Raw genomic sequence first — 23,888 nt, forward strand, 5'->3', positions numbered from 1 at the left:
CTCAGTCTGCCAGTTTCCCCAGTAGCGGGCGCGGTTCCCGCGAGGCCAGCTCTGCCACTTGTAGCAGCAGGGCCTAGGCCCCGGCCCTCTCCGGCACCACTGCTAGAGGAGCACGCCGCAGACGGTGTGCCTGGACGTGATGGCGCTCCCGCCCTAGTTGCTGCTCAAGGGCAAGGACGAGCCAGTGCTCCGCCGGCCGTAGCAGCTCCGCCAGCCACTGCTGCACTGGCTCCACCGGGGCCCGCTGAAGCACTAGGAGTTGACCGCGCGGCAGACGCCTCTCACGGCCCGGACATTCGCGCCGCTGGACGTCATGACGAAGCTAAGCTTCTTGCGGTGGGTCTTCTACTGGTAGCGGCTGCCGCTGCTGCGGCCGTGGCTCGAGTGGGGCCGGGACCCGTAGCCGCGGAAGCGGCTCTTCTGAGACCAGCGCCGGCCGGTCACGTGGTTCCAGCTAGGCGTCCGGGCCGGCCGTCGGCAGCCGGACGAGCCGACGCCCCACTACCGGCCCGACCCACGCCGCTAGTTGTGGCCGCCGCGGTGGGCGCCGTTCAGCGACCGGCACTAGCCGACGCCGCCGCACCCCCACCGCCGGCAGCGGCCGCCACGCGACCGGCCGCGCTACGGCTAGTAGCGCCAGCTGTAGCTACGGTTCTTCGAGCTCCGCCGGTGGCGGGGTGCAGGTCCGTGTGGCAGACGCCGCACGAGGAGATCGTCACCACGGCCTCTCCCGGCCCCGGATCCGGGACGACGATGTTCACCGTCTCGACCGGAGCGCCCTTGGCGCGGGCGATGACCCCTTTGACCGTCTGACTCATTTCGATGGACTCCTTGGTTCCGCTGCTCTGGTGTGATCGATCACGGTGCTTCCCTGCCTATCATGCCCGTCACCGCATGAGTTCGCTGCCCGGGCGCCCCGATGCCGCGAGCGCCGCCGACCGGTGGTCGGCGGCGCTCGGCGGAAAGTACCCGAGTGCGGCGGTCAGAGCCGTTCGAGGATGCGATCGCCCACCTGCGAGGTGGTGCCGCGCTCGTCACCCCGGCCGGCCACATCGGCGGCCACCGCCGCCTCGATCCGCTCGGCGCCCGCATCGTCGCCGAGGTGGCGCAGCAGCAGGGCCACCGACAGGATCGCGGCGGTCGGATCGGCCAGGTTCTGCCCGGCGATGTCCGGGGCGCTGCCGTGCACCGGCTCGAACATCGACGGATTGGCGCGGGTGGCATCGATGTTGCCCGAGGCCGCCAGCCCGATGCCGCCGCTGACCGCGGCGGCCAGGTCGGTGATGATGTCGCCGAACAGGTTGTCGGTGACGATCACGTCGAAGCGGACCGGATCGGTCACCATGTAGATGGTGGCCGCGTCGATGTGGCAGTAGTCGGTGGCCACGTCCGGGAACTCGGCGGCCACCTCCTCGACGGTGCGGGCCCACATCGAGCCGGCGAAGGTCAGCACATTGGTCTTGTGCACCAGCGTCAGCTTCTTGCGGCGGGCCTGCGCCCGCGCGAAGGCGTCGCGGACGACGCGCTCGATGCCGAAGCGGGTGTTCACGCTGACCTCGGTGGCCACCTCGTGCGGGGTGCCCACCCGGATGGCGCCGCCGTTGCCGGTGTACGGGCCCTCCGTGCCCTCGCGGACCACCACGAAGTCGATCGTCGGGTCGCCGGCCAGCGGCGAGTCGACGCCCTCGAAGAGGATCGACGGCCGCAGGTTGACGTGGTGATCGAGGATGAACCGGAGCTTGAGCAGGAAACCGCGTTCGAGCACCCCGGACGGCACCGACGGATCGCCGATGGCGCCGAGCAGGATGGCGTCGTGCTCGCGCAGCGAGGCCACGTCGGCGTCGGTGAGCAATTCACCGGTGCTGTGGTAGCGACGGGCGCCGAAGTCGTATTCGGTGGTGGTCACCTCCGGGTGCAGCGTGCGCAGCACCCGCACGGCCTGGTCGATGACCTCCGGGCCGATCCCGTCGCCGGGAATCACTGCGAGCTTCACGAGAAGTCCACCTGCTTGATCAGGGTGGCCGAGACCGCCTCGCCGACGGAGGCCAGGACCTCGTCGCTGACCTCGCCGTTGACCCGCAGCATCATGGTGGCGCCGGGGCCCTCCAGATCCTGGGCCAGACCGGCGGCGGCGATGTCGACGCCGGCATTGCCGAGCAGGGTGCCGATCTTGCCCAGCGAACCCGGCTGATCGGCGTAGCTGACGATCAGGTTGCGGCCCTCGGCGCGCAGATCGAAGTTCCGGCCGTTGATGTTGACGATCTTCTCCACCTCGCGCGGCTCGGTGAGGGTGCCGGCCACGTTCACGGTCGATCCGTCGCCGAAGACGGCCCGCACGTCCACCATGGAACGGTGGTTGGGGCTCTCGCTGGCGGTGACCACCTCGTGGCTCACGCCGCGCTCGGCGGCCACCGACGGGGCGTTGACAAAGGTGACCGGCTCGTCGACGACGGCCGAGAACAGGCCGCGCACCGCCGACAGGCCGAGCACGTCCACCGGCAGCGAGGCCAGCTCGCCGCGGATCTCGACGGTGATGGCGGTCGGCATGCCGTCGGCCACCGCGCCGACCAGAACGCCGAGCTTGCGGGTGAGCTCGAGCCAGGGGGCCACCTCGTCGTCGACCGGTCCGCCGGTGATGTTCACCGCGTCCGGCACGAACTGCCCGTCCAGGGCCAGCAGCACGCTCTTGGCCACATCGGTGCCGGCCCGGTCCTGCGCCTCGGCGGTGGAGGCACCCAGGTGCGGGGTCACCACCACCTCGTCGAGTTCGAACAGCGGCGAGTCGGTGCACGGCTCGGAGTTGAAGACGTCCAGGGCGGCCGAACGCACGTGGCCGTCCTTGATGGCGTTGGCCAGGGCCTGCTCGTCGATCAGTCCGCCGCGGGCGGCGTTGACGATGATCACGCCCTTCTTGGTCCGGGCCAGCTGCTCGGCGCCGATCAGGCCGGCGGTCTCCGGGGTCTTGGGCAGGTGCACGGTGACGAAGTCGGCGCGCTCGAGGAGCTCGTCGAGGCTGACCAGCTCGATGCCCAGCTGGGCGGCGCGGGCCGGCGAGACGTAGGGGTCGTAGGCGATGATGTGGGTCTCGAAGGCGGCCAGGCGCGAGGCCACCAGTTGGCCGATCCGGCCCAGACCCACCACGCCGACGGTCTTGTCGAAGAGCTCGACGCCGGAGAACGACGACCGCTTCCAGGTGTGGTCCTTGAGGGTGGCGTCGGCGGCCGGCACCTGGCGTGCGGCCGACATCAGCAGTGCGACGGCGTGCTCGGCGGCCGAGTGGATGTTGGAGGTGGGCGCGTTGACCACCATCACGCCGCGCTCGGTGGCGGCCGAGACGTCCACGTTGTCCAGGCCGACGCCGGCCCGGGCGATGATCTTGAGCTGCGGACCGGCCGCGAGCACCTCGGCGTCGACGGTGGTGGCCGAACGCACCAGCAGGGCGTCGGCGTCGACGACCGCCTCAAGCAGCTTGGGACGGTCCGGACCGTCCACCCAGCGCACCTCGACGCCGTCGCCGAGGGCCTCCACGGTGGACGGGGCGAGTTTGTCGGCGATCAACACGACGGGACGGCTGGAAGCGGTCACTAGTTATCTCCAGGTTTCCTCGGTGCACGGATATGGACCCGCGCGCGTTAAGAGCGGCAGCTGACGCGACTACTGTAATGCCCGGCGCCCCCGGAGCCGATACCCGCCCACCTGCGAATGTGGCGCGGAACACGGGCGCCCGGGTACCTTCATGGCTGTGCCCGGACACGCCGGGGATCCGTTGTCTCAGTTGCGTCACGTCTGCACCGGGACGGCGCAAGCGGCCCGGTACCGGGCCGTCCGGCGGATACAGTGGGCACCGCTGCCGTCCGGGACCGGAGGCAGGAAGCAATGAGCGGAGTATGTAGATGAAGAAGATGACAGTGGTTTTCGCTGCCATCGTGGCTTCGGTCCTGGCGCTGACGGGCGTCGGCGTGGGTCAGACCCAGGCCGCCCCCAAGGTGGCCATCGGCGGCGGTTCCGGGATTCTCGTCCTCAAGGGCGGAAACTCGGCCTCGGCCTGCACCGTGACCACCGTCGGCCGGGACGACCGCGGCCGGCTGATCGCGGTGACCGCGGGACACTGCGGCGTCCCCGGACAGAGCGTTCTCTCCGAGCGGGCCCAGAACCGCGGCGTCATCGGCAAGGTCACCCGGTCGGCCTCGGACATCGACGTCGCCGTGATCGAACTCGACGCGAACGTGGTCCGCCCGGTGCGCACCGTCCGCGGCGTCACCATCAAGCGGATCAGCACCAAGCCGGTCAATTTCCCCACCATCCTGTGCAAGGAGGGCCGCACCACCGGTCACACCTGCGGTGTCACCTGGTTCTCCGACGGCGCCTCGCACTTCTCGCAGATGTGCGTGATCGAAGGCGACTCGGGCAGCCCGGTGGTCGTCGGCGACACCCTCGTCGGCATGGTCAACGCCTACTACTTCGTCTCCTGCATCGGCCCGGAGACCGGGACCAGCATGGGCCCGATCCTCAAGCGGCTGGCCCGCTGGGGCTACACGGGCTTCAAGCCGGTGTAGGCCTGCGCCACCACCTCTTCACGAAACGGCGGCGGCCCGGGAAGTCTTCTCCCGGGCCGCCGCCGTCGGTGCGTTGCGCGTCGGCGCGCCGCTACGTGCCTTCCACGCGGCTGCGGATCACCGCATCGGTGTGCTTGATCGCCTGCGCGACGAACGGTCCCATCAGCCCGCCCAGGACCCGGCCGGCCACCCCGCCGGGCAGCACGTAGTCGAACTCCACGTCGACGGCCACCGTGCCCGGCTCGTCGCCGTCGGCGAAGCGCCAGATGCTGGTGGCCCCGAAACCCTTGACCGACTCCATCTTCAGCAGTTCGTTCTCGGCGTACTCGGTGCATTCGACCGTCGACTCGAGCGTCTTGGGACCGACCTTGATCTTCGTGACGAATGTCGAGCCGAGGCCGCTGGTGCGCTCGGTGGTCGGGGTGAAGCTGCTGACTCCGAACATGTACTCGGGCACGTTGCGGTAGTCGTTGACGTAGGCGAAGGCCGCTTCGCGCGAGCCCTTCATCGTCGCCGTGTGGCGGACTTCGGACATCAGATCTCCTCGTGGTGTCGACGTCGTCCGGGGTCCGGCAGCACGCTGCCCGGCGCACCCGATGCGCCGAGGAGTCTACCCACCCGGGCAGCGGGCCGGGGGTGCCGATGCGGCGAGCGCCGTCCGGGGTTGCTCCCGGACGGCGCTCGCAGCGGTGTGTCTGCGGCCGGACTCAGGCGGTCTCGGTGATCGGGCGATCCACCCAGCTCATCAGGTCGCGCAGCTTCTTGCCGGTGACCTCGATCGGGTGCTCGGCGTTCTCCTTGCGCAGCGCCTCGAGCTCCTTGTTGCCGCCCTCGACGTTGGCGACCAGACGCTTGACGAAGGTGCCGTCCTGGATGTCGGTCAGGATGTCCTGCATCCGCTTCTTGGTGTCGGCGTCGATCACCCGCGGGCCGGACAGGTAGCCGCCGAACTCCGCGGTGTCCGAGACCGAGTAGTTCATCCGCGCGATGCCGCCCTCGTACATGAGGTCGACGATCAGCTTCAGCTCGTGCAGGCACTCGAAGTAGGCCATCTCCGGCGCGTAACCGGCCTCGATCAGCACCTCGAAGCCGGTCTTGACCAGTTCTTCGGTGCCGCCGCACAGCACGGCCTGCTCGCCGAAGAGGTCGGTCTCGGTCTCTTCCTTGAAGGTGGTCTTGATGACGCCGGCCCGGCCGCCGCCGATGGCCGAGGCGTACGACAGCGCCAGCGCCTGGCCCTCGCCCTTCGGGTCCTGATCGACCGCGATCAGGCAGGGCACGCCCTTGCCGTCGACGAACTGGCGGCGGACCAGGTGGCCCGGGCCCTTCGGTGCGACCATCGCGACGGTGACATTCTCCGGCGCCTTGATCAGGTCGAAGTGGATATTCAGGCCGTGGCCGAAGAAGAGTGCGTCGCCGTCCTTGAGGTTCGGGGCGATGTCCTCGGTGAAGATGGTGGCCTGGCTGGTGTCCGGGGCCAGCAGCATGACCACATCGGCCCAGGCAGCGGCCTCGGCGGCGGTCATCACGGTCAGCCCCTGCTCGGCGGCCTTCTCGCGGGACTTGGAGCCCTCGCGCAGACCGATCGCCACCTCGACGCCCGAGTCACGCAGCGACAGCGAGTGCGCGTGGCCCTGGCTGCCGTAGCCGATCACCGCGACCTTGCGGCCCTGAATGATCGACAGATCAGCGTCGTCGTCGTAGAAAAGCTCGATCGCCACAATTAATTCCCTTCGGATGGTGCCGCACACGGCGGCGGGTACAGCGGATTGGAGTTCGTATTGAGTTCTATTGTCGCGTCAGCGGTTGGCCGACATGCTCTTGGGTCCCCGGCCGAGGGTGACGCCACCGGACTGGGCGATCTCCCGGATACCGTATGGGTCCAGCATCCGCAGCAGGGCTTCGAGCTTGTCCGAGGTGCCGGTGGCCTCCACCGTCACCGACTCGGGAGCGACGTCGATCACCTTGGCACGGAACAGATTGACCACGTCGATGATCTCGCCGCGGTTGGTCTGATCGGACCGCACCTTGACCAGCAGCAGTTCCCGCGAGACCGAGTGGTCCGGCTCCTGCTCCACGATCTTGATGACATTGATCAGCTTGTTGAGCTGCTTGGTCACCTGCTCGAGCGGGAAGTCGTCGACGGAGACCATGATCGTCATCCGCGAGATGCCCTTGAGCTCGGTGGGGCCCACGGCCAGTGACTCGATGTTGAAGCCGCGGCGCGAGAACAGCGCCGAGACGCGGGCCAGCACGCCCGGCCGGTCCTCGACCAGAACGCTCAGCGTATGGGTGCTCACAGCGAGGCCTCCCCTTCGTCATCGCCCTGCGGGCGGGCGATGGTGTCGTGGATGTCGGCCGGGGTGTCGCCGGCCGACTCTTCGTCGTCGAACAGCGGCCGGATGTCCCGGGCCGCCATGATCTCGTCGTTGCCGCAGCCGGCCGCGACCATCGGCCACACCTGAGCGTCCTTGCCGACGATGAAGTCGATCAGCACCGGGCGGTCGTTGATCTCCCGGGCGCGGGCGATCGCCGAGGCCACATCCTCTTCCTTGTCGACGCGGATGGCCACACAGCCGAGCGCCTCACCGAGCTTGACGAAGTCCGGGATCATCCGCGAATGCGTCGCCAGATCGGTGTTGGAGTAGCGCTCGTCGTAGAAGAGCGTCTGCCACTGCCGGACCATACCCAGGTTGCCGTTGTTGATCAGCGCGACCTTGATGGGGATGCCCTCGATGGCGCAGGTGGCGAGTTCCTGGTTGGTCATCTGGAAGCAGCCGTCGCCGTCGATCGCCCAGACCTCCGACTCGGGTGCGGCGGCCTTGGCGCCCATCGCGGCTGGGATCGAATAGCCCATGGTGCCCAGACCGCCCGAGTTCAGCCAGGTGCGCGGCTTCTCGTACTTGACGAACTGCGCGGCCCACATCTGGTGCTGGCCGACACCGGCCACGTACACCGCGTCCGGACCGGCGGCGGCGCCGAGCTGCTCGATGACGAACTCCGGCGACAGCGAGCCGTCGGACTGACCGTCATAGGACAGCGGGTAGGTCGAACGCAGCTCGTTCAGGTAGGCCCACCACTCGGACAGGTCGGCGCTGGTTCCGCCGGCCGCGGTGTCGTTGCGGAGCTCCTCGATGAGCTCGGCGATCACATTGGCCACGTCGCCGACGATCGGAACGTCCACCTCGCGGTTCTTGCCGATCTCGGCCGGGTCGATGTCGGCGTGGATGACCTTGGCGTCCGGGGCGAAGGAGGAGAGCTGTCCGGTGACGCGGTCGTCGAAGCGCGCGCCGAGGGTGATCAGCAGATCTGAACGCTGCAGCGCGCCGACGGCGCCGACCGCACCGTGCATGCCGGGCATGCCCATATGCAGTTCGTGGCTGTCCGGGAAGGCGCCGCGGGCCATCAGGGTGGTGACCACCGGGATACCGGTCAGCTCGGCCAGCTCCAGCAGTTGCGGAGCGGCATCGGCCTTGATGACGCCGCCGCCCACGTAGAGCACCGGCCGCTTGGCCCGGTGGATCAGCCGGGCGGCCTCGCGGACCTGCTTGCCGTGCGGCTTGGTGACCGGACGGTAGCCGGGCAGGTCGATCTGCGGCGGCCAGGAGAAGGTGGTCTGCGCCTGCAGGATGTCCTTGGGGATGTCCACCAGCACGGCGCCCGGACGGCCCGACTCGGCGATGTAGAAGGCCTCGGCGATCACTCGCGGGATGTCGGCGGCGACACTGACCAAGAAGTTGTGCTTGGTGACCGGCATGGTGATGCCGGAGATGTCGGCCTCCTGGAAGGCGTCGGTGCCGATCAGCGCACGACCCACCTGACCGGTGATCGCGACCACCGGAACGGAGTCCATCTGGGCATCGGCCAGTGGGGTGACCAGGTTGGTCGCACCCGGACCGGAGGTCGCCATCATGACGCCGGCACGGCCGGCGACCTGTGCGTACCCGGTGGCGGCGTGGCCGGCACCCTGCTCGTGACGGACCAGGACGTGACGGACCTTCTGCGAGTCGAGCAGCGGGTCGTACACCGGAAGCACTGCGCCGCCGGGAATGCCGAAGACGATCTCGACGCCGAGTTCCTCGAGCGTCCGGACGACCGACTGGGCGCCGGTGACCCGTTCCGGGGCCACCGTGGCACCCGAGCGCAGAGATTCGGTCGACGGCGACTGCGGCCGCGACGACCCGCGTGCTGTTGGTGTGCTCACTGCACGATCCTGTTCCTCTAGTCCTGGCAAGAAAAAACCCCCGACAGCGGAGCTGGTCGAGGGCGCGTCGATGGAGTTCGAAAGGTCTGTGAAGTGACCGATCAGGCGTGGACGCGCCGACCGATTACTACGAGGAGCTTCGAGTTCATCACCGGTCCACGGTAAGGCAGTGGTCCGAGCCGCGTCAAATCCCCTCTACGTGCCACAATGGGCCACGTGCCGAAACCCGATTCCACCGGAAAGCCCGCGACAGCCGGGCCCGCCGTGTTCACCATCAACGGGCTCGCCTATCTGACTGTGCTGATGACGATCCTGGTCGTCATCATGTTCATGGGCGTCTCGCTGACCTGGCTGAGCTGGACGGTGATCGTGCCCATTGCGCAGATCTGGTGGATCCACCGGCTGCGCACCATCGTCGACGAGGACGGGATCACCGCGGTGCACACCTTCGGCACCGTGCGCCTGGGCTGGGACGAGATCGACGGGCTGGCCTTCCCCAAGTGGCGTTCGGTGTGCGCGGTGCGCACCGACGGCAGCCGAGTCTCGTTGCCCGCGGTGGGATTTCAGCAGCTGCCGCGTCTGTCGGCGGCCAGCGGCGGCCGGATCCCGGACCCGTACGCCGCCGCCCGCGAGGCCCGTCGGGCCGCGGCCGAGAACTGACCCCGACGCCGGCCGACCGGGCCCCTCAGTGAACGGCGCGTGAACCGCGTCCTTTGCCCCGGGGCCGCCCGCCCCGCGACTGCGCGCCGCCCGCCCCGCGATGCGAGAATCGCCTCATGTCCGCTTCGCTGACGCGTGAACTCGATCAGGCCCTCGACGGCAACCGGCTCTCCGAAGCATCCGCGATCCTGAGCGACTCGGCGCCCCAGGACGTCGCAGCCATGCTCGAGCAGCTCAGCCCACGGCTCCGGAGTATCGGTTTCCGGCTGCTGGCGAAGGATCAGGCGGTGAAGGTCTTCGACGATCTGCCGTCGGCCGCCCAGGCCGAGCTGATCGAGGCGCTCGGCACCGCCGAGGTGGCCGATGCGCTCAACGCCCTCGAGCCCGACGACCGCGCCGAACTGATCGACGAGCTGCCGGCGTCGGTGGCCAAGGAACTGATCCGCACCCTCCCGCGCGAACAGCGCGAGGCCACCGCGGTGGTGCTGGGCTTCCCGCGCGGCAGTGTCGGCCGCCGGATGAGCCCGGAGTTCGTGCACGCCTTCGACGACGACACGGCCGGGGAGGCGCTCGATCGGGTCAAGGCCCGCGGCCATCAGGCGTCGACCATCTACACGGTGCCGGTGGTGAGCCATTCGCGCCGGCTGCTCGGTGTGGTGAGCCTGCGCGATCTGCTGCTGTGCGAGCCGGACGATCCGGTGGGTCCGCTGGCCAAGCGGCCCATCTTCGCCGTCGTCGACGACGACGCCGAGCCCACCGCGCAGCGCTGCGTGGACCGCGGCATTCTCGCGATGCCCGTCGTCGACCGGGAGGACCGGCTGGTGGGTGTGCTCACCCTCGACGATGCGATCGAGGTGGTCGATGCGGCCCGCGACGAGGACGAGGCGCGCGCCGGTGCCCGCGAACCGCTCAAGACCCCGTATCTGCAGGCGTCGATCTTCGCGATCACCCGGGCCCGGGTGGTGTGGCTGTTCGTGCTGGCCATCTCGGCCATCCTGACCGTCAACGTGCTGGAGATCTTCGAGGGCACCCTCGAGCAGAAGGTGGCGCTGGCGCTGTTCATCCCGTTGCTCACCGGCATCGGCGGCAACACCGGCTCGCAGGCGGCGACCACCGTCACCCGCGCGCTGGCCGTGGACGAGGTGACCCCGCGCGACGCCGGCCGGGTGCTCGGCAAGGAGGTCCGGGTGGGTCTGACGCTCGGCGCCACCCTGGGCATCGTCGGCTTCCTGGTCGCCTGGGCCGCCTACGAGTTCGACATCGGCGCGGTGATCGGCCTGACCATCGTCTCGGTGTGCACCATGGCCGCCAGCGTCGGCGGCCTGATGCCGTTGATCGCCAAACTGGTGCGAGTGGATCCGGCGGTCTTCTCCACGCCCTTCATCTCCACCTTCTGCGATGCGACGGGTCTGATCGTCTACTTCATGATCGCCAAGGCGGTTCTCGGGATCTGACCCGCTACGACGGGCCGCCCGGTCAGCCGGCCCGGGGAATCTGCAGGGCGTTGGTCCACAGCCGGGACGCCGTCTGCACCAGTTCGTCGAAGCCGTACTGCTCCTGCGCCCCGCCGGCGGCGACGTAACTGCCGGTGACGAAGTACTCGAAGGCCAACCGGCTGATCATGCCCGACAGCGCCCGCGCGGCCAGCAGCGGATCGAGTCCGGTGTCGGCCAGTCCGCGCCGCTGCAGGTCGGCGATGCTGCGGGCGTTGCGTTCGACGAAGGCGTTGCCGCGCCGCTCCCGCAGTTCCCGGAAGCCCGGATCGATGCTGGCGACCTGTTCCATCAGGCCCATCAGCTTCGCATTGCGCCGGTAGGCCTCGAGATAGGCGCGGTTGCTCGCGGTGATGATCGCGACCGGATCCGAGTCGGCGTCGACCCGCTCGGTGCCCGGGTGCAGCATGTCCTCCTTGGCCTGCTCGAGCACCGCCGCGAAGATCTCCTCCTTGCTGGAGAAGTAGGTGTAGAAGGTGCCGGCCGCGCACTGCGCCTCGGTGGTGATGTCGATCAGCCGCGCATCCAGGAAGCCCTTGGTCTCGAAGACGGTGCGGGCCGCGGCGATCAGGGCCGCACGGGTGCGCATCCCGCGTTCGGTGAGCGGCAGCTCCCGGGCCGGCGGCGCCGGATCGGGTGCGGCCGACGGCTGTCCGCCGGCCGCACCCGTCTCCGCTGCTCGCATGGTCACAGTTATAGCAATGCCGGCCGCGGTCAGCGGTCCCGGAGTTCGCGGCGGAGGATCTTTCCGCTCACCGTCTTCGGCAGATCCTCGATGATCTCGACGATGCGCGGGTACTTGTACGCCGCGAGCCGCTCCTTGCAGAACGCGGTGAGCTCCTCGGCGGTCGCCGCGCCCGCCCGCTTGAGCGAGACCACCGCTTTGACCGTCTCGCCGCGGTACGGATCGAGGACGCCCACCACGGCGGCCTCGCGTACTGCCGGGTGCTCGTAGAGCACGTCCTCGACCTCGCGCGGCCAGACCTTGAAGCCGGAGGCGTTGATCTGATCCTTCTTGCGGTCGACGACGTAGAACCAGCCGTCGGCGTCCATGAAGCCCACATCGCCGGTGTGGAACCGGCCGCCGGGCATGGCGTGCTCGGTCTCCTCCGGCTTGCGCCAGTAGCCGGCCGACACCTGCGGGCCGGAGATCACGATCTCGCCGACCTCGCCGACGCCCAGCGACGCGCCGTCGTCGTCGACGATCTCGGCGGTGGTGCTGTAGACCGGCACGCCGATCGAGACCGCGCCGGACCCCCGGTCCACGGGCGCCGTCACCCCGGACGGCACCACGATCGCCGGACTGTTGGTCTCGGTGAGCCCGTAACCGTTGTGCACGTAGTGGCCGAACTTGGCCCGGAAGGCCTCCAGTGCGGCGGCCGGGATCGCGGCGCCGCCCGAGTAGATCGAGGTCATCGACGCGAGTTGGTCGGGGGTCACGCCGTCGTCGTTGGTCCACGCGATGAACACGGTGATCGCGCCGATCGTCGCCGTCGCCTGATGCTCGGCGATCGCCTCGGCGGCCACCGACGGCTGGAAGCGGCAGGTCAGGATGACCGATCCCCCGGCGAGCAGCGGGGCGGCGATGTTCGCGATCAGGCCGGTGATGTGGAACAGCGGGGCGACGGCGAAGTACCGCGTCGATGCGTCGAGATGCGTCCAGTCCCGGTAGACCTGTGCGGCGAAGACCACGTTCGCGTGGGTGCTCATCGACCCCTTCGGCGGACCGGTGGTACCCGAGGTGTACGGCAGGTAGGCGATGTCGCCGGGACGCAGCGCCACCGGCTCCGGAGTGCGCCCGTCGAGCCCGCCGAGGAGTTCGAGGAGATCGGCATCCCCCTCGTACCGCCGACGCCGGGAACCGCCGAAGATGCGTTCGTCGCCGCGGCTCTGGAAGTCCAGTTCGGAGGTGGTGATCACCTCCTCGACGGCGGTCCCCTCCACGCGGTGAACCTCCTGTGCCACCGATTCGAGGCACACCACCAGCCGGGCGCCGCTGTCGGCGAGCACGGCCTGCAGCTCGCGGCCGCGGTACATCGGATTGATCGGCACCACCACGGCGCCGGCCTTCCAGATGCCCACCACCGCGATCAGGAACTGCGGGATGTTCTGCAGCACCAGAGCGATGCGGTCGCCGTGTGTCACGCCGCGCTCCTGCAGGGCGACCGCGAAGGCATCGGAGAGGCGGTCGAGTTCGCGGTAGTCGATCACCGCATCGAAGTAGCGGATGGCCACAGCGTCGGGGGCGGCCTGCACCGATGCGGTCACCATGTCCAGGGCGGTGGCGAACTCGTTGGTCATCTCACTCGGCTCACCCGCCGCATACTGCCGCAGCCAGACCTTCTCCCCGCCCACCGTGGGTTCCGCGCTCACTGGGGGTTCCATACTCACTGGGCCGCCTCGAAGTAGCGGCGCGGATTCTCCACCAGCATCGTGGTGATCTGGTCCTCGGTGACGCCCCTCTCGAGCAACGCCGGGATCACATCATCGCTGATGTGCACGAAGTTCCAGTTCGGCACGGCCTCCTTCTTGGCGCCCTCCTCGAACCAGTCGATGAAGCAGGCCGCGTCGTGGGCCAGGACCATCCGCTCGGCATAGCCGCGGCGGACCAGTTCGGCGACGGTGCCGACCCGCTCCTCGAAGGGCAGCAGCACGTCCAGCCCGAAGCGGTCCATGCCCAGATACGAGCCCGCATCGGCGACGGCGCACAGGTAGTCCAGGTCGGTGCTGTCACCGGAGTGCCCGATGACCACCTTGCTCAGGTCCACGCCCTCGGACGCCAGCACCCGCTGGGCCACCAGGCCCGAACCGGTGTGCGGGTTGGTGTGCACGGTGATCGGCGTACCGGTCTCCACATGCGTCTGGCCCACGGCCCGCATGACCCGCTCCACGCCGGGCGTCAGGCCCGGCTCCTCGATGGCGCACTTGAGCAGGCCCGCCTTGACCCCGGTTCCGGCGATGCCGGTGCGGATGTCCTTGACGAACAGCTCGACCATCGGCTCGGGAACGTCGAAGAGCAGCCCGGGCCCGGTGTAGTGGAACTGGAACGGAATGTCGTTGTACGTGTAAACGCCGGTCGCGACGACGATGTTGAGGTCCACCTGGGCGGCGATGCGTTCGATGCGCGGGATGTAGCGGCCGAGGCCGATCACGGTCGGATCGACGATGGTGTCGATGCCCCGTTCCCGACACTCGTGCAGCTTCGCAACGGCGTCGGCGATCCGGGCCTCCTCGTCCCAGGCGTTCGGGTAGTCGGCGTAGTTCTGCTGCATCTCGGTGCCGAGCACGAAGATGTGCTCGTGCATCAGGGTGCGGCCTATCTCTGCGGTGTCCACGGCGCCGCGGACGGTGTTCAGGGTCGGCATGGCGACTTCTCCTCCTCGGCTCGTCGGCTCAGGCACCGGTGGCGGGCCGGTAGTCCCGGTACCGTCGCAGTTCGTCACGGGCGATGGCGCGCTTGTGCACTTCGTCGGGCCCGTCGGCCAGCCGCAGCGTCCGCAGGTGGGCGTACATCATGGCCAGCGGGAAGTCGTCGGTGACACCGCCGCCGCCGTGCACCTGGATGGCGCGGTCGACGATCTGCAGGGCGATGTTGGGCCCGGCCACCTTGATGGCCGCGATCTCGGTGCGCGCCTCCTTGTTGCCGACGGTGTCCATCAGGTACGCGGCCTTGAGGGTGAGCAGCCGGATCATCTCGATGTCGATCCGGGCCTGCGCGATCCAGTCCTGGATGTTGGCGTTGTCGGCGATCGGCTTGCCGAAGGTGACCCGGGACTGGGCGCGCTTGCACAGCAGCTCCAGGGCGCGTTCGGCGGCGCCGATCGAACGCATGCAGTGGTGGATCCGGCCGGGTCCGAGCCGGGCCTGGCTGATCGCGAAGCCCTCGCCCTCTCCCTTGAGGATGTCGGTGACCGGCACCCGGACGTCCTCGAACAGGATCTCGGCGTGCCCCTCGCGGTCGTGGTAGCCGAAGACGGGCAGGTTGCGCACCACGGTGACGCCGGGCGCGTCGATCGGGACCACCATCATCGACTGCTGCCGATGCGGAGCGGCCTCGGGGTCGGTCTTGCCCATCACGATCATCACCTTGCAGTTGGGGTGCAGGGCGTTGGAGGCGAACCATTTGCGGCCGTTGAGCACGTAGACGTCGCCGTCACGGACCATCGACATCTCCACGTTGGTCGCATCCGAGCTGGCCACCTCCGGCTCGGTCATCGCGAAGGCCGAGGCCATGGTGCCCTCGAGCAGCGGGATGAGGTACTTCTCCCGGTGTTCGTCGGTGCCGAAGAGCTCGAGGACCTCCATGTTGCCGGTGTCCGGGGCGTTGCAGTTGAAGACCTCGGACGCGAAGTGACAGCGGCCCATGATCTCAGCCATCGGCGCGTACTCGAGGTTCGTCAGCCCGGCGCCGGTGCCCGGGTGCGGGTGGAAGAGGTTCCACAGCCCCGCGGCCTTGGCCTTGGCCTTGAGCTCCTCGAGGATCGCCGGCTGCGCGTGCGGGTTCCCCAGCTCGCGCATCTGCTCCTCGTACACCGGCTCGGCGGGATAGACGTGGGCGTCCATGAACTCGACCAGCTGCTGCTGGATCTGCTGGGCGCGCTCGGACACATCGAACATCGACATGGACTTCTCTCCTCGTTCAGGAAGCGGGTTCTGCGGGTGTGCGTACATCGGCCCCGGCACCGAACCGGCCCGCTCATGTGCCGGCCGTCACGGTGTCCCTCGCCACACACACTAACTTGAAGTTGACGACGACTTCAAGTGTTGCGGCGGTGCGACCGAGCGCCCGAACCGGCGGCCCGGTGCGCCCCCGAACCGAGGCGGGAATATCCGGTGGCGCCGGGGGCGTAGAATTACCTGCAGTATTTCGATGATTTCGCCGGCGTTCGTCCAGCCCCGAACGTCGGCCGTAGCCCAACGTTGAGCGAGGAATTCATGCCAGCCCTGCGGTCACGCACCACCACCTTCGGCCGGGAAGCCGCCGGTGCACGTTCCCTGTGGCGTGCCACCGGCATGACCGACGACGACTTCGGCAAGCCGATCGTCGCCATCGCGAACTCGTACACCCAGTTCGTCCCCGGCCACGTGCACCTGAAGAACGTCGGCGACATCGTGGCCGAGGCGGTGACCGCCGCCGGCGGTGTGGCCCGCGAATTCAACACCATCGCCGTCGACGACGGCATCGCGATGGGCCACGGCGGCATGCTCTACTCGCTCCCCTCCCGCGAGATCATCGCCGACTCGGTCGAGTACATGGTGAACGCGCACACCGCCGACGCCCTGGTCTGCATCTCCAACTGCGACAAGATCACGCCCGGAATGCTCAACGCCGCCATGCGGCTGAACATCCCCACCGTCTTCGTCTCCGGCGGGCCGATGGAGTCCGGACAGTCCGTGGTGGTCAACGGCGTGGTCCATCCGGGCCTGGACCTGGTGGACGCGATCACCGCGTCCGCCGACTCCTCGGTGAACGATGAGGAGCTGCTCACCGTCGAACAGTCCGCCTGTCCCACCTGCGGTTCCTGTTCGGGCATGTTCACCGCCAACTCGATGAACTGCCTGACCGAGGCGCTGGGCCTGTCGCTGCCCGGCAACGGCTCGACCCTGGCCACCCAGGTGGCCCGCCGGAATCTGTTCACCAAGGCCGGCGAGCTGATCGTCCAGATCGCCAAGCAGTACTACGCCGACGACGACGAGTCGGTGCTGCCGCGCAACATCGCCACCCGCGAGGCCTTCGAGAACGCGATGGCCCTGGACGTGGCGATGGGCGGCTCCACCAACACCGTGCTGCACATCCTGGCCGCCGCCCAGGAGGGCGAGCTGAAGTTCGACCTGCACGACATCGACCGCATTTCGCGCAACGTGCCCTGCCTGGCCAAGGTGGCCCCGAACTCCCCCAAGTACTACATGGAGCACGTCCACCGTGCGGGCGGCATCCCCGCCATCCTCGGTGAGCTCAACCGCGCCGGTCTGCTGAACACCGACGTCCGGCCGATCCACGCGCCGTCCATCGAGCAGTACCTGGCCGACTGGGACATCCGCGGCGGCAGCCCCACGGAGGAGGCCGTCGAACTCTTCCACGCCGCCCCCGGCGGGGTGCGCACCACCGAGCCGTTCTCCACCGCCAACCGGTGGGACTCCCTCGACACCGACGCCGCCGATGGATGCATCCGCGACCTCGAGCACGCCTACACCGTCGAAGGCGGCCTGTGCGTGCTGCGCGGCAATCTGGCCGAGGACGGCGCCGTGCTCAAGACCGCCGGCGTGGACGAGGAACTGTGGCACTTCCAGGGTCCTGCCCGCGTGGTCGAGAGTCAGGAGGACGCCGTCCACGCCATCCTCTCCAAGGAGCTGCAGGCCGGCGAGGTCCTGGTGATCCGCTACGAGGGCCCCTCCGGAGGCCCGGGCATGCAGGAGATGCTGCACCCGACGGCGTTCATGAAGGGCACCGGCATGGGCAAGAAGTGCGGCCTGGTCACCGACGGCCGGTTCTCCGGAGGCTCCTCCGGCCTGGTCATCGGCCACGCCTCCCCGGAGGCCGCCGACGGCGGCACGATCGGCCTGGTGGAGAACGGCGATCAGATCCTGATCGACGTCCACAGCCGGACCCTCAAAGTGCTCGTCGACGACGAGGAGCTGCAGGAGCGCCGCGCCAAGATGGAGGCCTCCGAGCACCCGTGGCAGCCCAAGGACCGGCAGCGGCCGGTGAGCAAGGCGCTGCGGGCGTACGCCAAGATGGCGTCCTCGGCCGACAAGGGCGCCGTGCGCATCGTCGACTGACCCGGCGCGCGTCCACCACACAGACGACGCCGTCCCGCTCCTTCAGAGGAGCGGGACGGCGTCGTCCGTGTGTGGAGACAGTCAGCGGGTGGCGAACGGATTGGCCCCGTTGAAGATGAACCAGATCGCCGCCGCGCCGCCGATGCCGACCAGCAGCCAGAGGAACGAGCCCCAGGCGGGCCGGTGCGACCAGCCCCAGCGGCGGTCGAACGAGTAGCGGCCCGGGCCGGTGAGGATCAGGCCGGCGGCCACCAGGGCCAGCGTCAGTTCGAACTCGAGTCCCGAACCGTTGCCGTCCGGGGTGAAGAACCACACCCCGCCGGCCAGCGTCGCCTTGTAGGCCGCGGCCACCAGGATCACTCCGAGCACCGCCGAACCGGCGATCGGCGCCAGCAGACCCAGGATCAACAGGATTCCGCCGATGGTCTCCGAGAAACCGGCCACATAGGCCAGGGTGGTGGTCGCATCCGAGGTGAAGCCGAGATCGGGGGCGTCGGCATTGGCCAGGAAGGCGGCGAAGCCGTCGACACCCGGCCCGCCCCACCATCCGGTGAGCTTCTGCAGACCGTGCAGGGTGAACACCAGGCCGATGATCACCCGGATCACCAGCAGACCCAGATCCAGGGTGCCGCGCCGCGGATCGAGCGCGGCCGGCTCCTCGTCTGGCTCGTCGTAGTGCGGGGCCGGCGGCGGCTCGTCGGCGATCGGCGGCACCGGCTCCCCGCGATCGAGGATCAGCGTCTGCTGCGGCTCGATGTAGGGCAGCGGATCCTCGGTCAGATGTTCGGCGGTCCGGCGGTTCTCCGCCGCGGTGGGCTCGTCCCGGCCCGGCTCGTCGGTTTCGGTGAACGGCTGCGTCACCACCGTCTCGTCGTCGCTGCGGACATCGGTCCGCGTGGGCGCGTCGGCCGATCCGGCTGCACTCAGCTCCACCGTCGGCTGATCCTGGTTCCTCGGCACCTGTTCTCCCTGCTCGGACGCGGAGTCCGTGGGCGCCTGATCGGACCGGGGGCTTCCGGATCCGGACGGCAGCACAACGGCCTCCGGCAACTCGTCGCCGACTTCGGAGACCACCATCGGAGCCGGCCGGCGGCCGTGCCTGTCGATGAAGCTGTCGTGGTCGGGCTGCGGCCGGCGGGGACGCCGAACCGGACCGTTGTCGTCTGAACTACTCACGCTTACGAGGGTAAGCGTGGTTATGCACCGCCTCGGGGTTCGGCACCCGACGATTTGGTAACGATCGCATACTGTTGTGACATGCACTCGAGTCCGCTCCTCGGCCGCCTCACGGCGGCCGGCGCCGTCGTCGTCGCCACTGCGCTGGTGGGCGGCTGCGCCGACTTCAGTCAGCAGGACGAGTCCGCGCACGCCGGCGCGTTCAGCTCCGCGGCCGAAGGGCCGCAGAATCCGCCGACCGAGCCGCCGGACACCAGCCAGGACGAGCAGGACCCGCCGACCGGTCCGTGCGTGGACAAGAACCCGGCGGTGATCGCCACCTGCCTGGGCACCACCAGCGGGGTGCGCCCCGCCTCGGCGGACGGCAAGTCCACCTACGTGGCCGAGCGGACCACCGGCAACATCATCATCTCCAAGCGGTACGGGCCGCAGCGGGTCATCGCGACGGTGCCGGTGGACGGTTCGGGCGACGGCGGGCTCATCGACTTCGAGCTCTCCCCCGGCTATCAGCAGGATCAGCTCATCTACGCGTTGATCAGCACCGGCGCGGACAACCGCGTGGTGCGGATCGCCCCGGGGAACTCGGTCAAGCCGATCCTGACCGGCATCCCCAAGGGCGCCACCGGCAACATGGGGTCGATCAGCTTCGCCTCCCCCACCGAACTGCGGGTGGCCACCGGCGACGCCGGCGATCCGGCCGCCGCCGAGAATCCGGGCTCGCTGGCCGGCAAGCTGCTGACCATCGATCCCAACGTGGCGGGCGGACGGCCGCGGATCGTCGCCTCCGGACTGGGCTCGAACGTCTCGCTGTGCCCGTCGCCGGAGGACGGCGCTCTCTACCTCGCCGACTCGGGCGCGGCCGGCGACCGGCTGCTCCAGGTGGAGGCCGGCGGCCTGAAGAAGCTGTGGAGCTGGGGAGCGCGACCGGGTCTGACCGGCTGCGCGGTCAGCGGCGGCACCATCACCGTCTCGATGGCCACCAAGTTCCGGCTGGAGCTGCTGCGCGCACCCACGAACACCGACCCGACGGTCGGCGAGCCGCAGGAGAGCGACATGAAGAAGCAGTACGGCGCGGTGGGCCGGCTCACCAGCCTCGGCTCGGCCGTGCAGCTGGCGACGGTCAACAAATCGGTGCCCGGGGCGCCGGCCGCGTCGACCAACGACCGGGTGGCGATCATCAGCCCCAGCGGCGCCAGCGGCGACGACCGGATGTGAGCGATCCTGTGTGACCGGGGAGGGGTGACCGAGAGGGGTCACCGCACCCCGGCTACCGGCAGGCTGCTACTGGCAGGCGGCCAGCACCAGTTCCTTGACCCGGGCCGGGTCGGCCTGGCCGCGGGTGGCCTTCATGACGTCGCCGACGATCTTTCCGGCCGCGGCCACCTTGCCCCCGCGGATCTTCTCGGCGATGTCCGGGTTGGCGGCGAGCGCCTCGTCGACGGCCTTCTGCAGCGCCGAATCGTCGCGCACCACTTCCAGGCCGCGGTCGGCGACGATCTGTGCGGGCTCGCCCTCGCCGTCGAGCACCGCGACGACCACCTGCTGGGCGAGCTTGTTGGTGAGCTTGCCCTCGTCGACCAGGCCGATGACCTCGGCCACCTGCGCCGGGCTGATGGCCAGCTCGGCCAGCTCCACCTCGCGGGTGTTGGCCTGCTGGGCGAGGAACGAGACCCACCAGCTGCGCGCCGCCTCCGGGGAGGCGCCGGCGTCGGCGGTCGCGATGATCAGCTCCACGGCGCCCACGTTCACCAGGTCGCGCATCACCTCGTCGGAGACGCCCCACTGCTCCTGGATCCGGGCCCGGCGCACCCACGGCAGCTCCGGCAGGGTCGCGCGCAGTTCCTCGACCCGGGCGGGCTCGGCGATCACCGGCGGCAGATCCGGCTCCGGGAAGTAGCGGTAGTCCTCGGCGGTCTCCTTGCGGCGCCCGGCCGAGGTGGTGCCGTCGGCTTCGTGGAAGTGCCGCGTCTCCTGCACGATCTCTCCGCCGGCGGCGAGCACGGCGCCCTGACGGCCCATCTCGTAGCGGACGGCCGCCTCGACGCTCTTGAGCGAGTTGACGTTCTTGGTCTCGGTGCGGGTGCCGAACTCGGCGGCGCCCTTGTCCATCAGCGACAGGTTCACATCGCAGCGCATGGAGCCCTGATCCATCCGCACGTCGGAGACGTCGAGCGAGCGCAGCAGATCGCGCAGCGCGGTCACATAGGCCCGCGCCACCTCCGGGGCCCGCTCCCCGGCGCCTTCGATCGGCCGGGTGACGATCTCCACCAGCGGCACCCCGGCACGGTTGTAGTCGAGCAGCGAGTGGCTGGCGCCGTGGATCCGGCCGGTGGCACCGCCGATGTGCAGCGACTTGCCGGTGTCCTCCTCCATGTGGGCGCGTTCGATCTCCACCCGCCAGGTGGTGCCGTCCTCGAGCTGCACGTCCAGGTAGCCGTCGTACGCGATCGGCTCGTCGTACTGGCTGATCTGGTAGTTCTTCGGCTGATCCGGGTAGAAGTAGTTCTTCCGGGCGAAGACGCTCGATTCGCGGATCGAGCAGTTCAGCGCCAGACCGATGCGGATCGCCGATTCGACGGCCTGGCCGTTGACCACCGGCAGCGAGCCGGGCAGCCCCAGACAGGCCGGGCAGACCTGCGAATTCGGGTCGCCGCCGAAGCTCGACGGGCAGCCGCAGAACATCTTGGTCGCGGTGCCCAGTTCCACGTGCACCTCCATGCCCATCACCGGGTCGAAGCGTGCGATGACGTCGTCGAAGTCCATCAGGTCGTCGGTAGCCACACTCATGCCCATCATCGTATCTGGGGGACGATCTCCGGGTTTGTCCCGATGGCGGTACCGCGGGCCGCGCCTAGCGTCGAAGGTGTCAGATCAGGACCGATCCCGCACAGGAGGCCAGAGCCATGAACGCCGTCCCCACCCCGGGCACCGCCGGAGACGATCCCCGCCCTGCGCCGCGCCGACTGGCCCGCTCCCGCGACGACCGGTGGATCGGCGGCGTGTGCGGCGGCATCGCCGACTACTTCGGCTGGGATCCGGCGCTGGTGCGCCTGGTCTTCGCGGTGTCGATCGTGCTGCCCGGGCCGCAGGTGCTCGCCTACCTGCTGCTCTGGCTGATCATGCCGAAGGCCCGCTGACTCGGGCCGCCCGGGCCGCGCCTGCGATCCCCTCAGCCGAAGGCGCCGCGGGCCTCGCGGTAGAGATCCATCGAGACGTTCTTGGTGTGGCCGACGGCATCGGCGAACGGCACCCGCACGATGTCCATGCCGCGCAGCGCCAGCATCTGCCCCCAGCAGCCGTCGTCGAGCATCTCCGGCACCGCGAACCCGAAACGGGTGCCCAGCACCCGGTCCCAGGCGCTCGGCACGCCGCCACGCTGAATGTGCCCGAGCACCGTGGCCCGGGTCTCGATGCCGGTGCGCTCCTCGATGATCGGCGCCAGGATCTCGCCGATGCCGCCCAACCGGGGCCGGTTGAAACCGTCGAGCCCCTTGTCGCTGTACGCCTCGGTCATATCCGGCAGGGTGAAGCCCTCGGCGACGACCACCATCGGTGCGCGGCCGCGGTCCCGGACGCTCTCCACCCACGCGCACACCTGCTCGATGGACTCCGGTGCCTCCGGGATGAGGATGGCGTGCGCGCCGCCGGCCAGGCCCGCATAGAGCGCGATCCAGCCCGCGTGCCGGCCCATCACCTCGAGGACCATGCAGCGGCTGTGCGAATTGCCGGTGGTGCGCAGCCGGTCGACGGCCTCGGTGGCGATCTCGACGGCGGTGTTGAAGCCGAAGGTGTAGTCCGTGGCCTCGAGATCGTTGTCGATGGTCTTGGGCACGCCGACCGTCGGGATGCCGTCCTCGTAGAGCCGGTTGGCCGCGGCCATCGTGCCGTCGCCGCCGATGCAGACCACGCCCTCGACCCCGAGCCGGTCGAGCACCTTCTTGATGTTCTCCGGGCCGCCGTCGGGTTCGCTGTACGGACCGAATCGGCTGGTCCGCAGGATGGTGCCGCCCTCCTTGGCGATACCGCGCACCACCGAACGGTCCAGAGTCATCACATCGCCGTAGACGAGGCCCTTGAAGCCGTCGAGGAAGCCGACGTACTCGTGCTGTTCGGCCTCCCGGTCGAGCACGATGCCGCGGATCACCGCGTTCAGGCCGGGGCAGTCGCCGCCCGAGGTGAGAATTCCGTAGCGAGTCATGGCGATGCGAGTCCCTCCGTCGACGGTGCGTGCTGCGGACTCCATCTCATCACGCGCGCCCGCATGCGGCGAGGCGAACGCGCGCGGTCGTCCGCGGCGCGGATCGGCGAGCCCCCGTGGGGCGCAGACGCATCCACGTGAGGCACGTTCGCTGGAGGCGCAGACAGGTCTACTTGAGCCCGTTCTCGTAGGCGAAGACCACCGCCTGCGCGCGATCGCGCAGGCCCAGCTTGCTCAGCACCGCACTGACATGGGTCTTGACCGTCTGCTCGGAGACGTACAGTTCGGCGGCGATCTCGGCGTTCGACTTCCCGTCGGCCACCACGGTCAGCACCTCCCGTTCCCGCGGGGTCAGCACGTCCGCGGCGCTACTCGCCGGGCGGGGACGCCGGGACACCACCTCGGCGATCAGCCGCCGGGTCACCGTCGGCGCCAGCAGCGACTCCCCGGCCGCGACCACCCGCACCGCCCGCACCAATTCGTCGGCGGGCGCATCCTTGAGCAGGAAGCCGGACGCCCCGGCCGCCAGGGCCGCATAGACGTAGTCGTCGACGTCGAAGGTGGTCAGCATGAGCACCCGGGTGGCCAGACCGGCCTGCGCGATCTGCCGGGCCGTCCACAGCCCGTCGCGGCCGGGCATCCGCACGTCCAGCAGCACCACGTCGGGCCGCAGCCGGCGCACCAGGTCCAGCCCCTCCTGTCCGTCGGCGGCCTCGCCGAGGACGGAGATGCCCTCCGAGGCGGCCAGCAGCGCCGCGAAACCGGCCCGCACCATCGCTTGATCGTCGACGATCACCACGCTTGTCGGCACGACCGTCAGC

At 69.3% G+C, this 23,888-nt stretch carries 20 protein-coding genes and 1 pseudogene; 6 read left to right on the forward strand and 15 right to left on the reverse strand.

Annotated features, from left to right (window positions below; genetic code table 11):
* Positions 1–662: 662 nt before the first annotated feature.
* The 3 genes and pseudogenes from ACJMNC_RS03600 to serA all read right to left on the reverse strand — a co-directional run.
* Positions 663–818 (reverse strand): annotated as a pseudogene (locus ACJMNC_RS03600) (S-(hydroxymethyl)mycothiol dehydrogenase); the annotation flags it as partial.
* A 164-nt stretch (positions 819–982) separates the two neighbouring features.
* Positions 983–1,993 carry a 3-isopropylmalate dehydrogenase gene (locus ACJMNC_RS03605; RefSeq protein WP_408946575.1) on the reverse strand — a complete coding sequence of 337 codons (1,011 nt, stop codon included), beginning with the start codon at positions 1,991–1,993 and terminating at the stop codon, positions 983–985.
* A complete protein-coding gene (gene serA / locus ACJMNC_RS03610; protein WP_408946576.1) occupies positions 1,990–3,585 on the reverse strand; it encodes a phosphoglycerate dehydrogenase in 1,596 nt (531 codons plus the stop codon). Before serA ends, ACJMNC_RS03605 begins: the two co-directional genes overlap by 4 nt.
* Positions 3,586–3,893: 308 nt before the next feature.
* Here serA and ACJMNC_RS03615 point away from each other — a divergent pair, with 308 nt between their 5' ends.
* Positions 3,894–4,556 (forward strand): serine protease, encoded by a 663-nt coding sequence (locus tag ACJMNC_RS03615; protein WP_408946577.1) that lies wholly within the window; start codon positions 3,894–3,896, stop codon positions 4,554–4,556.
* A 91-nt stretch (positions 4,557–4,647) separates the two neighbouring features.
* On the opposite strand, the gene ACJMNC_RS03620 is transcribed toward ACJMNC_RS03615, so the two are convergent.
* The 4 genes from ACJMNC_RS03620 to ACJMNC_RS03635 form a co-directional block, all read right to left on the reverse strand.
* Positions 4,648–5,091, reverse strand: a complete 444-nt coding sequence (locus ACJMNC_RS03620) for an SRPBCC family protein (RefSeq protein ID WP_408946578.1) — start codon at positions 5,089–5,091, stop codon at positions 4,648–4,650.
* A 172-nt stretch (positions 5,092–5,263) separates the two neighbouring features.
* Complete coding sequence (ilvC, locus tag ACJMNC_RS03625) at positions 5,264–6,277, reverse strand: ketol-acid reductoisomerase (RefSeq protein ID WP_408946579.1); 1,014 nt, start codon at positions 6,275–6,277, stop codon at positions 5,264–5,266.
* A 78-nt stretch (positions 6,278–6,355) separates the two neighbouring features.
* Positions 6,356–6,856 carry an acetolactate synthase small subunit gene (ilvN, locus tag ACJMNC_RS03630; RefSeq protein ID WP_408946580.1) on the reverse strand — a complete coding sequence of 167 codons (501 nt, stop codon included), beginning with the start codon at positions 6,854–6,856 and terminating at the stop codon, positions 6,356–6,358.
* Positions 6,853–8,760, reverse strand: coding sequence for an acetolactate synthase large subunit (locus ACJMNC_RS03635; RefSeq protein WP_408946581.1), 1,908 nt, complete (start codon positions 8,758–8,760; stop codon positions 6,853–6,855). The genes ilvN and ACJMNC_RS03635 overlap by 4 nt, the downstream gene beginning before the upstream one ends.
* Before the next feature lie 207 nt (positions 8,761–8,967).
* Between ACJMNC_RS03635 and ACJMNC_RS03640 the strand changes: the two genes are divergently transcribed.
* Together ACJMNC_RS03640 and mgtE are read left to right on the forward strand one after the other, a co-directional pair.
* Entirely contained in the window at positions 8,968–9,420 is a 453-nt protein-coding gene (locus ACJMNC_RS03640) for a PH domain-containing protein (protein ID WP_408946582.1), read from the forward strand.
* A gap of 116 nt (positions 9,421–9,536) precedes the next feature.
* On the forward strand, positions 9,537–10,874 hold the full coding sequence (mgtE, locus tag ACJMNC_RS03645) for a magnesium transporter (RefSeq protein WP_408946583.1): 1,338 nt from the start codon (positions 9,537–9,539) through the stop codon (positions 10,872–10,874).
* Between the two features lie 22 nt (positions 10,875–10,896).
* On the opposite strand, the gene ACJMNC_RS03650 is transcribed toward mgtE, so the two are convergent.
* The 4 genes from ACJMNC_RS03650 to ACJMNC_RS03665 are packed head-to-tail and all read right to left on the reverse strand — an operon-like array spanning position 10,897 to position 15,536.
* Complete coding sequence (locus ACJMNC_RS03650) at positions 10,897–11,598, reverse strand: TetR/AcrR family transcriptional regulator (RefSeq protein ID WP_408946584.1); 702 nt, start codon at positions 11,596–11,598, stop codon at positions 10,897–10,899.
* 29 nt (positions 11,599–11,627) lie between these two features.
* A complete protein-coding gene (locus tag ACJMNC_RS03655; protein WP_408946585.1) occupies positions 11,628–13,298 on the reverse strand; it encodes an AMP-binding protein in 1,671 nt (556 codons plus the stop codon).
* Positions 13,299–13,300: 2 nt separating this feature from the next.
* Entirely contained in the window at positions 13,301–14,278 is a 978-nt protein-coding gene (locus tag ACJMNC_RS03660; RefSeq protein WP_408946586.1) for a phosphotriesterase, read from the reverse strand.
* 28 nt (positions 14,279–14,306) lie between these two features.
* Positions 14,307–15,536 (reverse strand): acyl-CoA dehydrogenase family protein, encoded by a 1,230-nt coding sequence (locus ACJMNC_RS03665; RefSeq protein ID WP_408946587.1) that lies wholly within the window; start codon positions 15,534–15,536, stop codon positions 14,307–14,309.
* Positions 15,537–15,848: 312 nt separating this feature from the next.
* On the opposite strand from ACJMNC_RS03665, the gene ilvD reads away from it, so the two are divergent.
* Positions 15,849–17,693, forward strand: a complete 1,845-nt coding sequence (gene ilvD, locus ACJMNC_RS03670; protein WP_408946588.1) for a dihydroxy-acid dehydratase — start codon at positions 15,849–15,851, stop codon at positions 17,691–17,693.
* A gap of 81 nt (positions 17,694–17,774) precedes the next feature.
* On the opposite strand, the gene ACJMNC_RS03675 is transcribed toward ilvD, so the two are convergent.
* Entirely contained in the window at positions 17,775–18,869 is a 1,095-nt protein-coding gene (locus ACJMNC_RS03675) for a DoxX family membrane protein (protein WP_408946589.1), read from the reverse strand.
* An 81-nt stretch (positions 18,870–18,950) separates the two neighbouring features.
* Here ACJMNC_RS03675 and ACJMNC_RS03680 point away from each other — a divergent pair, with 81 nt between their 5' ends.
* Complete coding sequence (locus tag ACJMNC_RS03680) at positions 18,951–20,084, forward strand: PQQ-dependent sugar dehydrogenase (RefSeq protein WP_408946590.1); 1,134 nt, start codon at positions 18,951–18,953, stop codon at positions 20,082–20,084.
* A 66-nt stretch (positions 20,085–20,150) separates the two neighbouring features.
* Here ACJMNC_RS03680 and gatB read toward each other — a convergent pair whose 3' ends face one another.
* On the reverse strand, positions 20,151–21,656 hold the full coding sequence (gatB, locus tag ACJMNC_RS03685; RefSeq protein WP_408946591.1) for an Asp-tRNA(Asn)/Glu-tRNA(Gln) amidotransferase subunit GatB: 1,506 nt from the start codon (positions 21,654–21,656) through the stop codon (positions 20,151–20,153).
* A 116-nt stretch (positions 21,657–21,772) separates the two neighbouring features.
* On the opposite strand from gatB, the gene ACJMNC_RS03690 reads away from it, so the two are divergent.
* A complete protein-coding gene (locus ACJMNC_RS03690) occupies positions 21,773–22,006 on the forward strand; it encodes a PspC domain-containing protein (RefSeq protein ID WP_408946592.1) in 234 nt (77 codons plus the stop codon).
* Positions 22,007–22,038: 32 nt separating this feature from the next.
* Here the strand turns inward: ACJMNC_RS03690 and ACJMNC_RS03695 are convergent, their stop codons facing one another.
* A complete protein-coding gene (locus ACJMNC_RS03695) occupies positions 22,039–23,067 on the reverse strand; it encodes a 6-phosphofructokinase (RefSeq protein WP_408946593.1) in 1,029 nt (342 codons plus the stop codon).
* Between the two features lie 169 nt (positions 23,068–23,236).
* On the reverse strand, positions 23,237–23,878 hold the full coding sequence (locus tag ACJMNC_RS03700; RefSeq protein ID WP_408946594.1) for a response regulator: 642 nt from the start codon (positions 23,876–23,878) through the stop codon (positions 23,237–23,239).
* Between the last annotated feature and the right edge of the window lie 10 nt (positions 23,879–23,888).

This window comes from Gordonia sp. VNK21, assembly GCF_046098115.1.
GTDB lineage: Bacteria > Actinomycetota > Actinomycetes > Mycobacteriales > Mycobacteriaceae > Gordonia.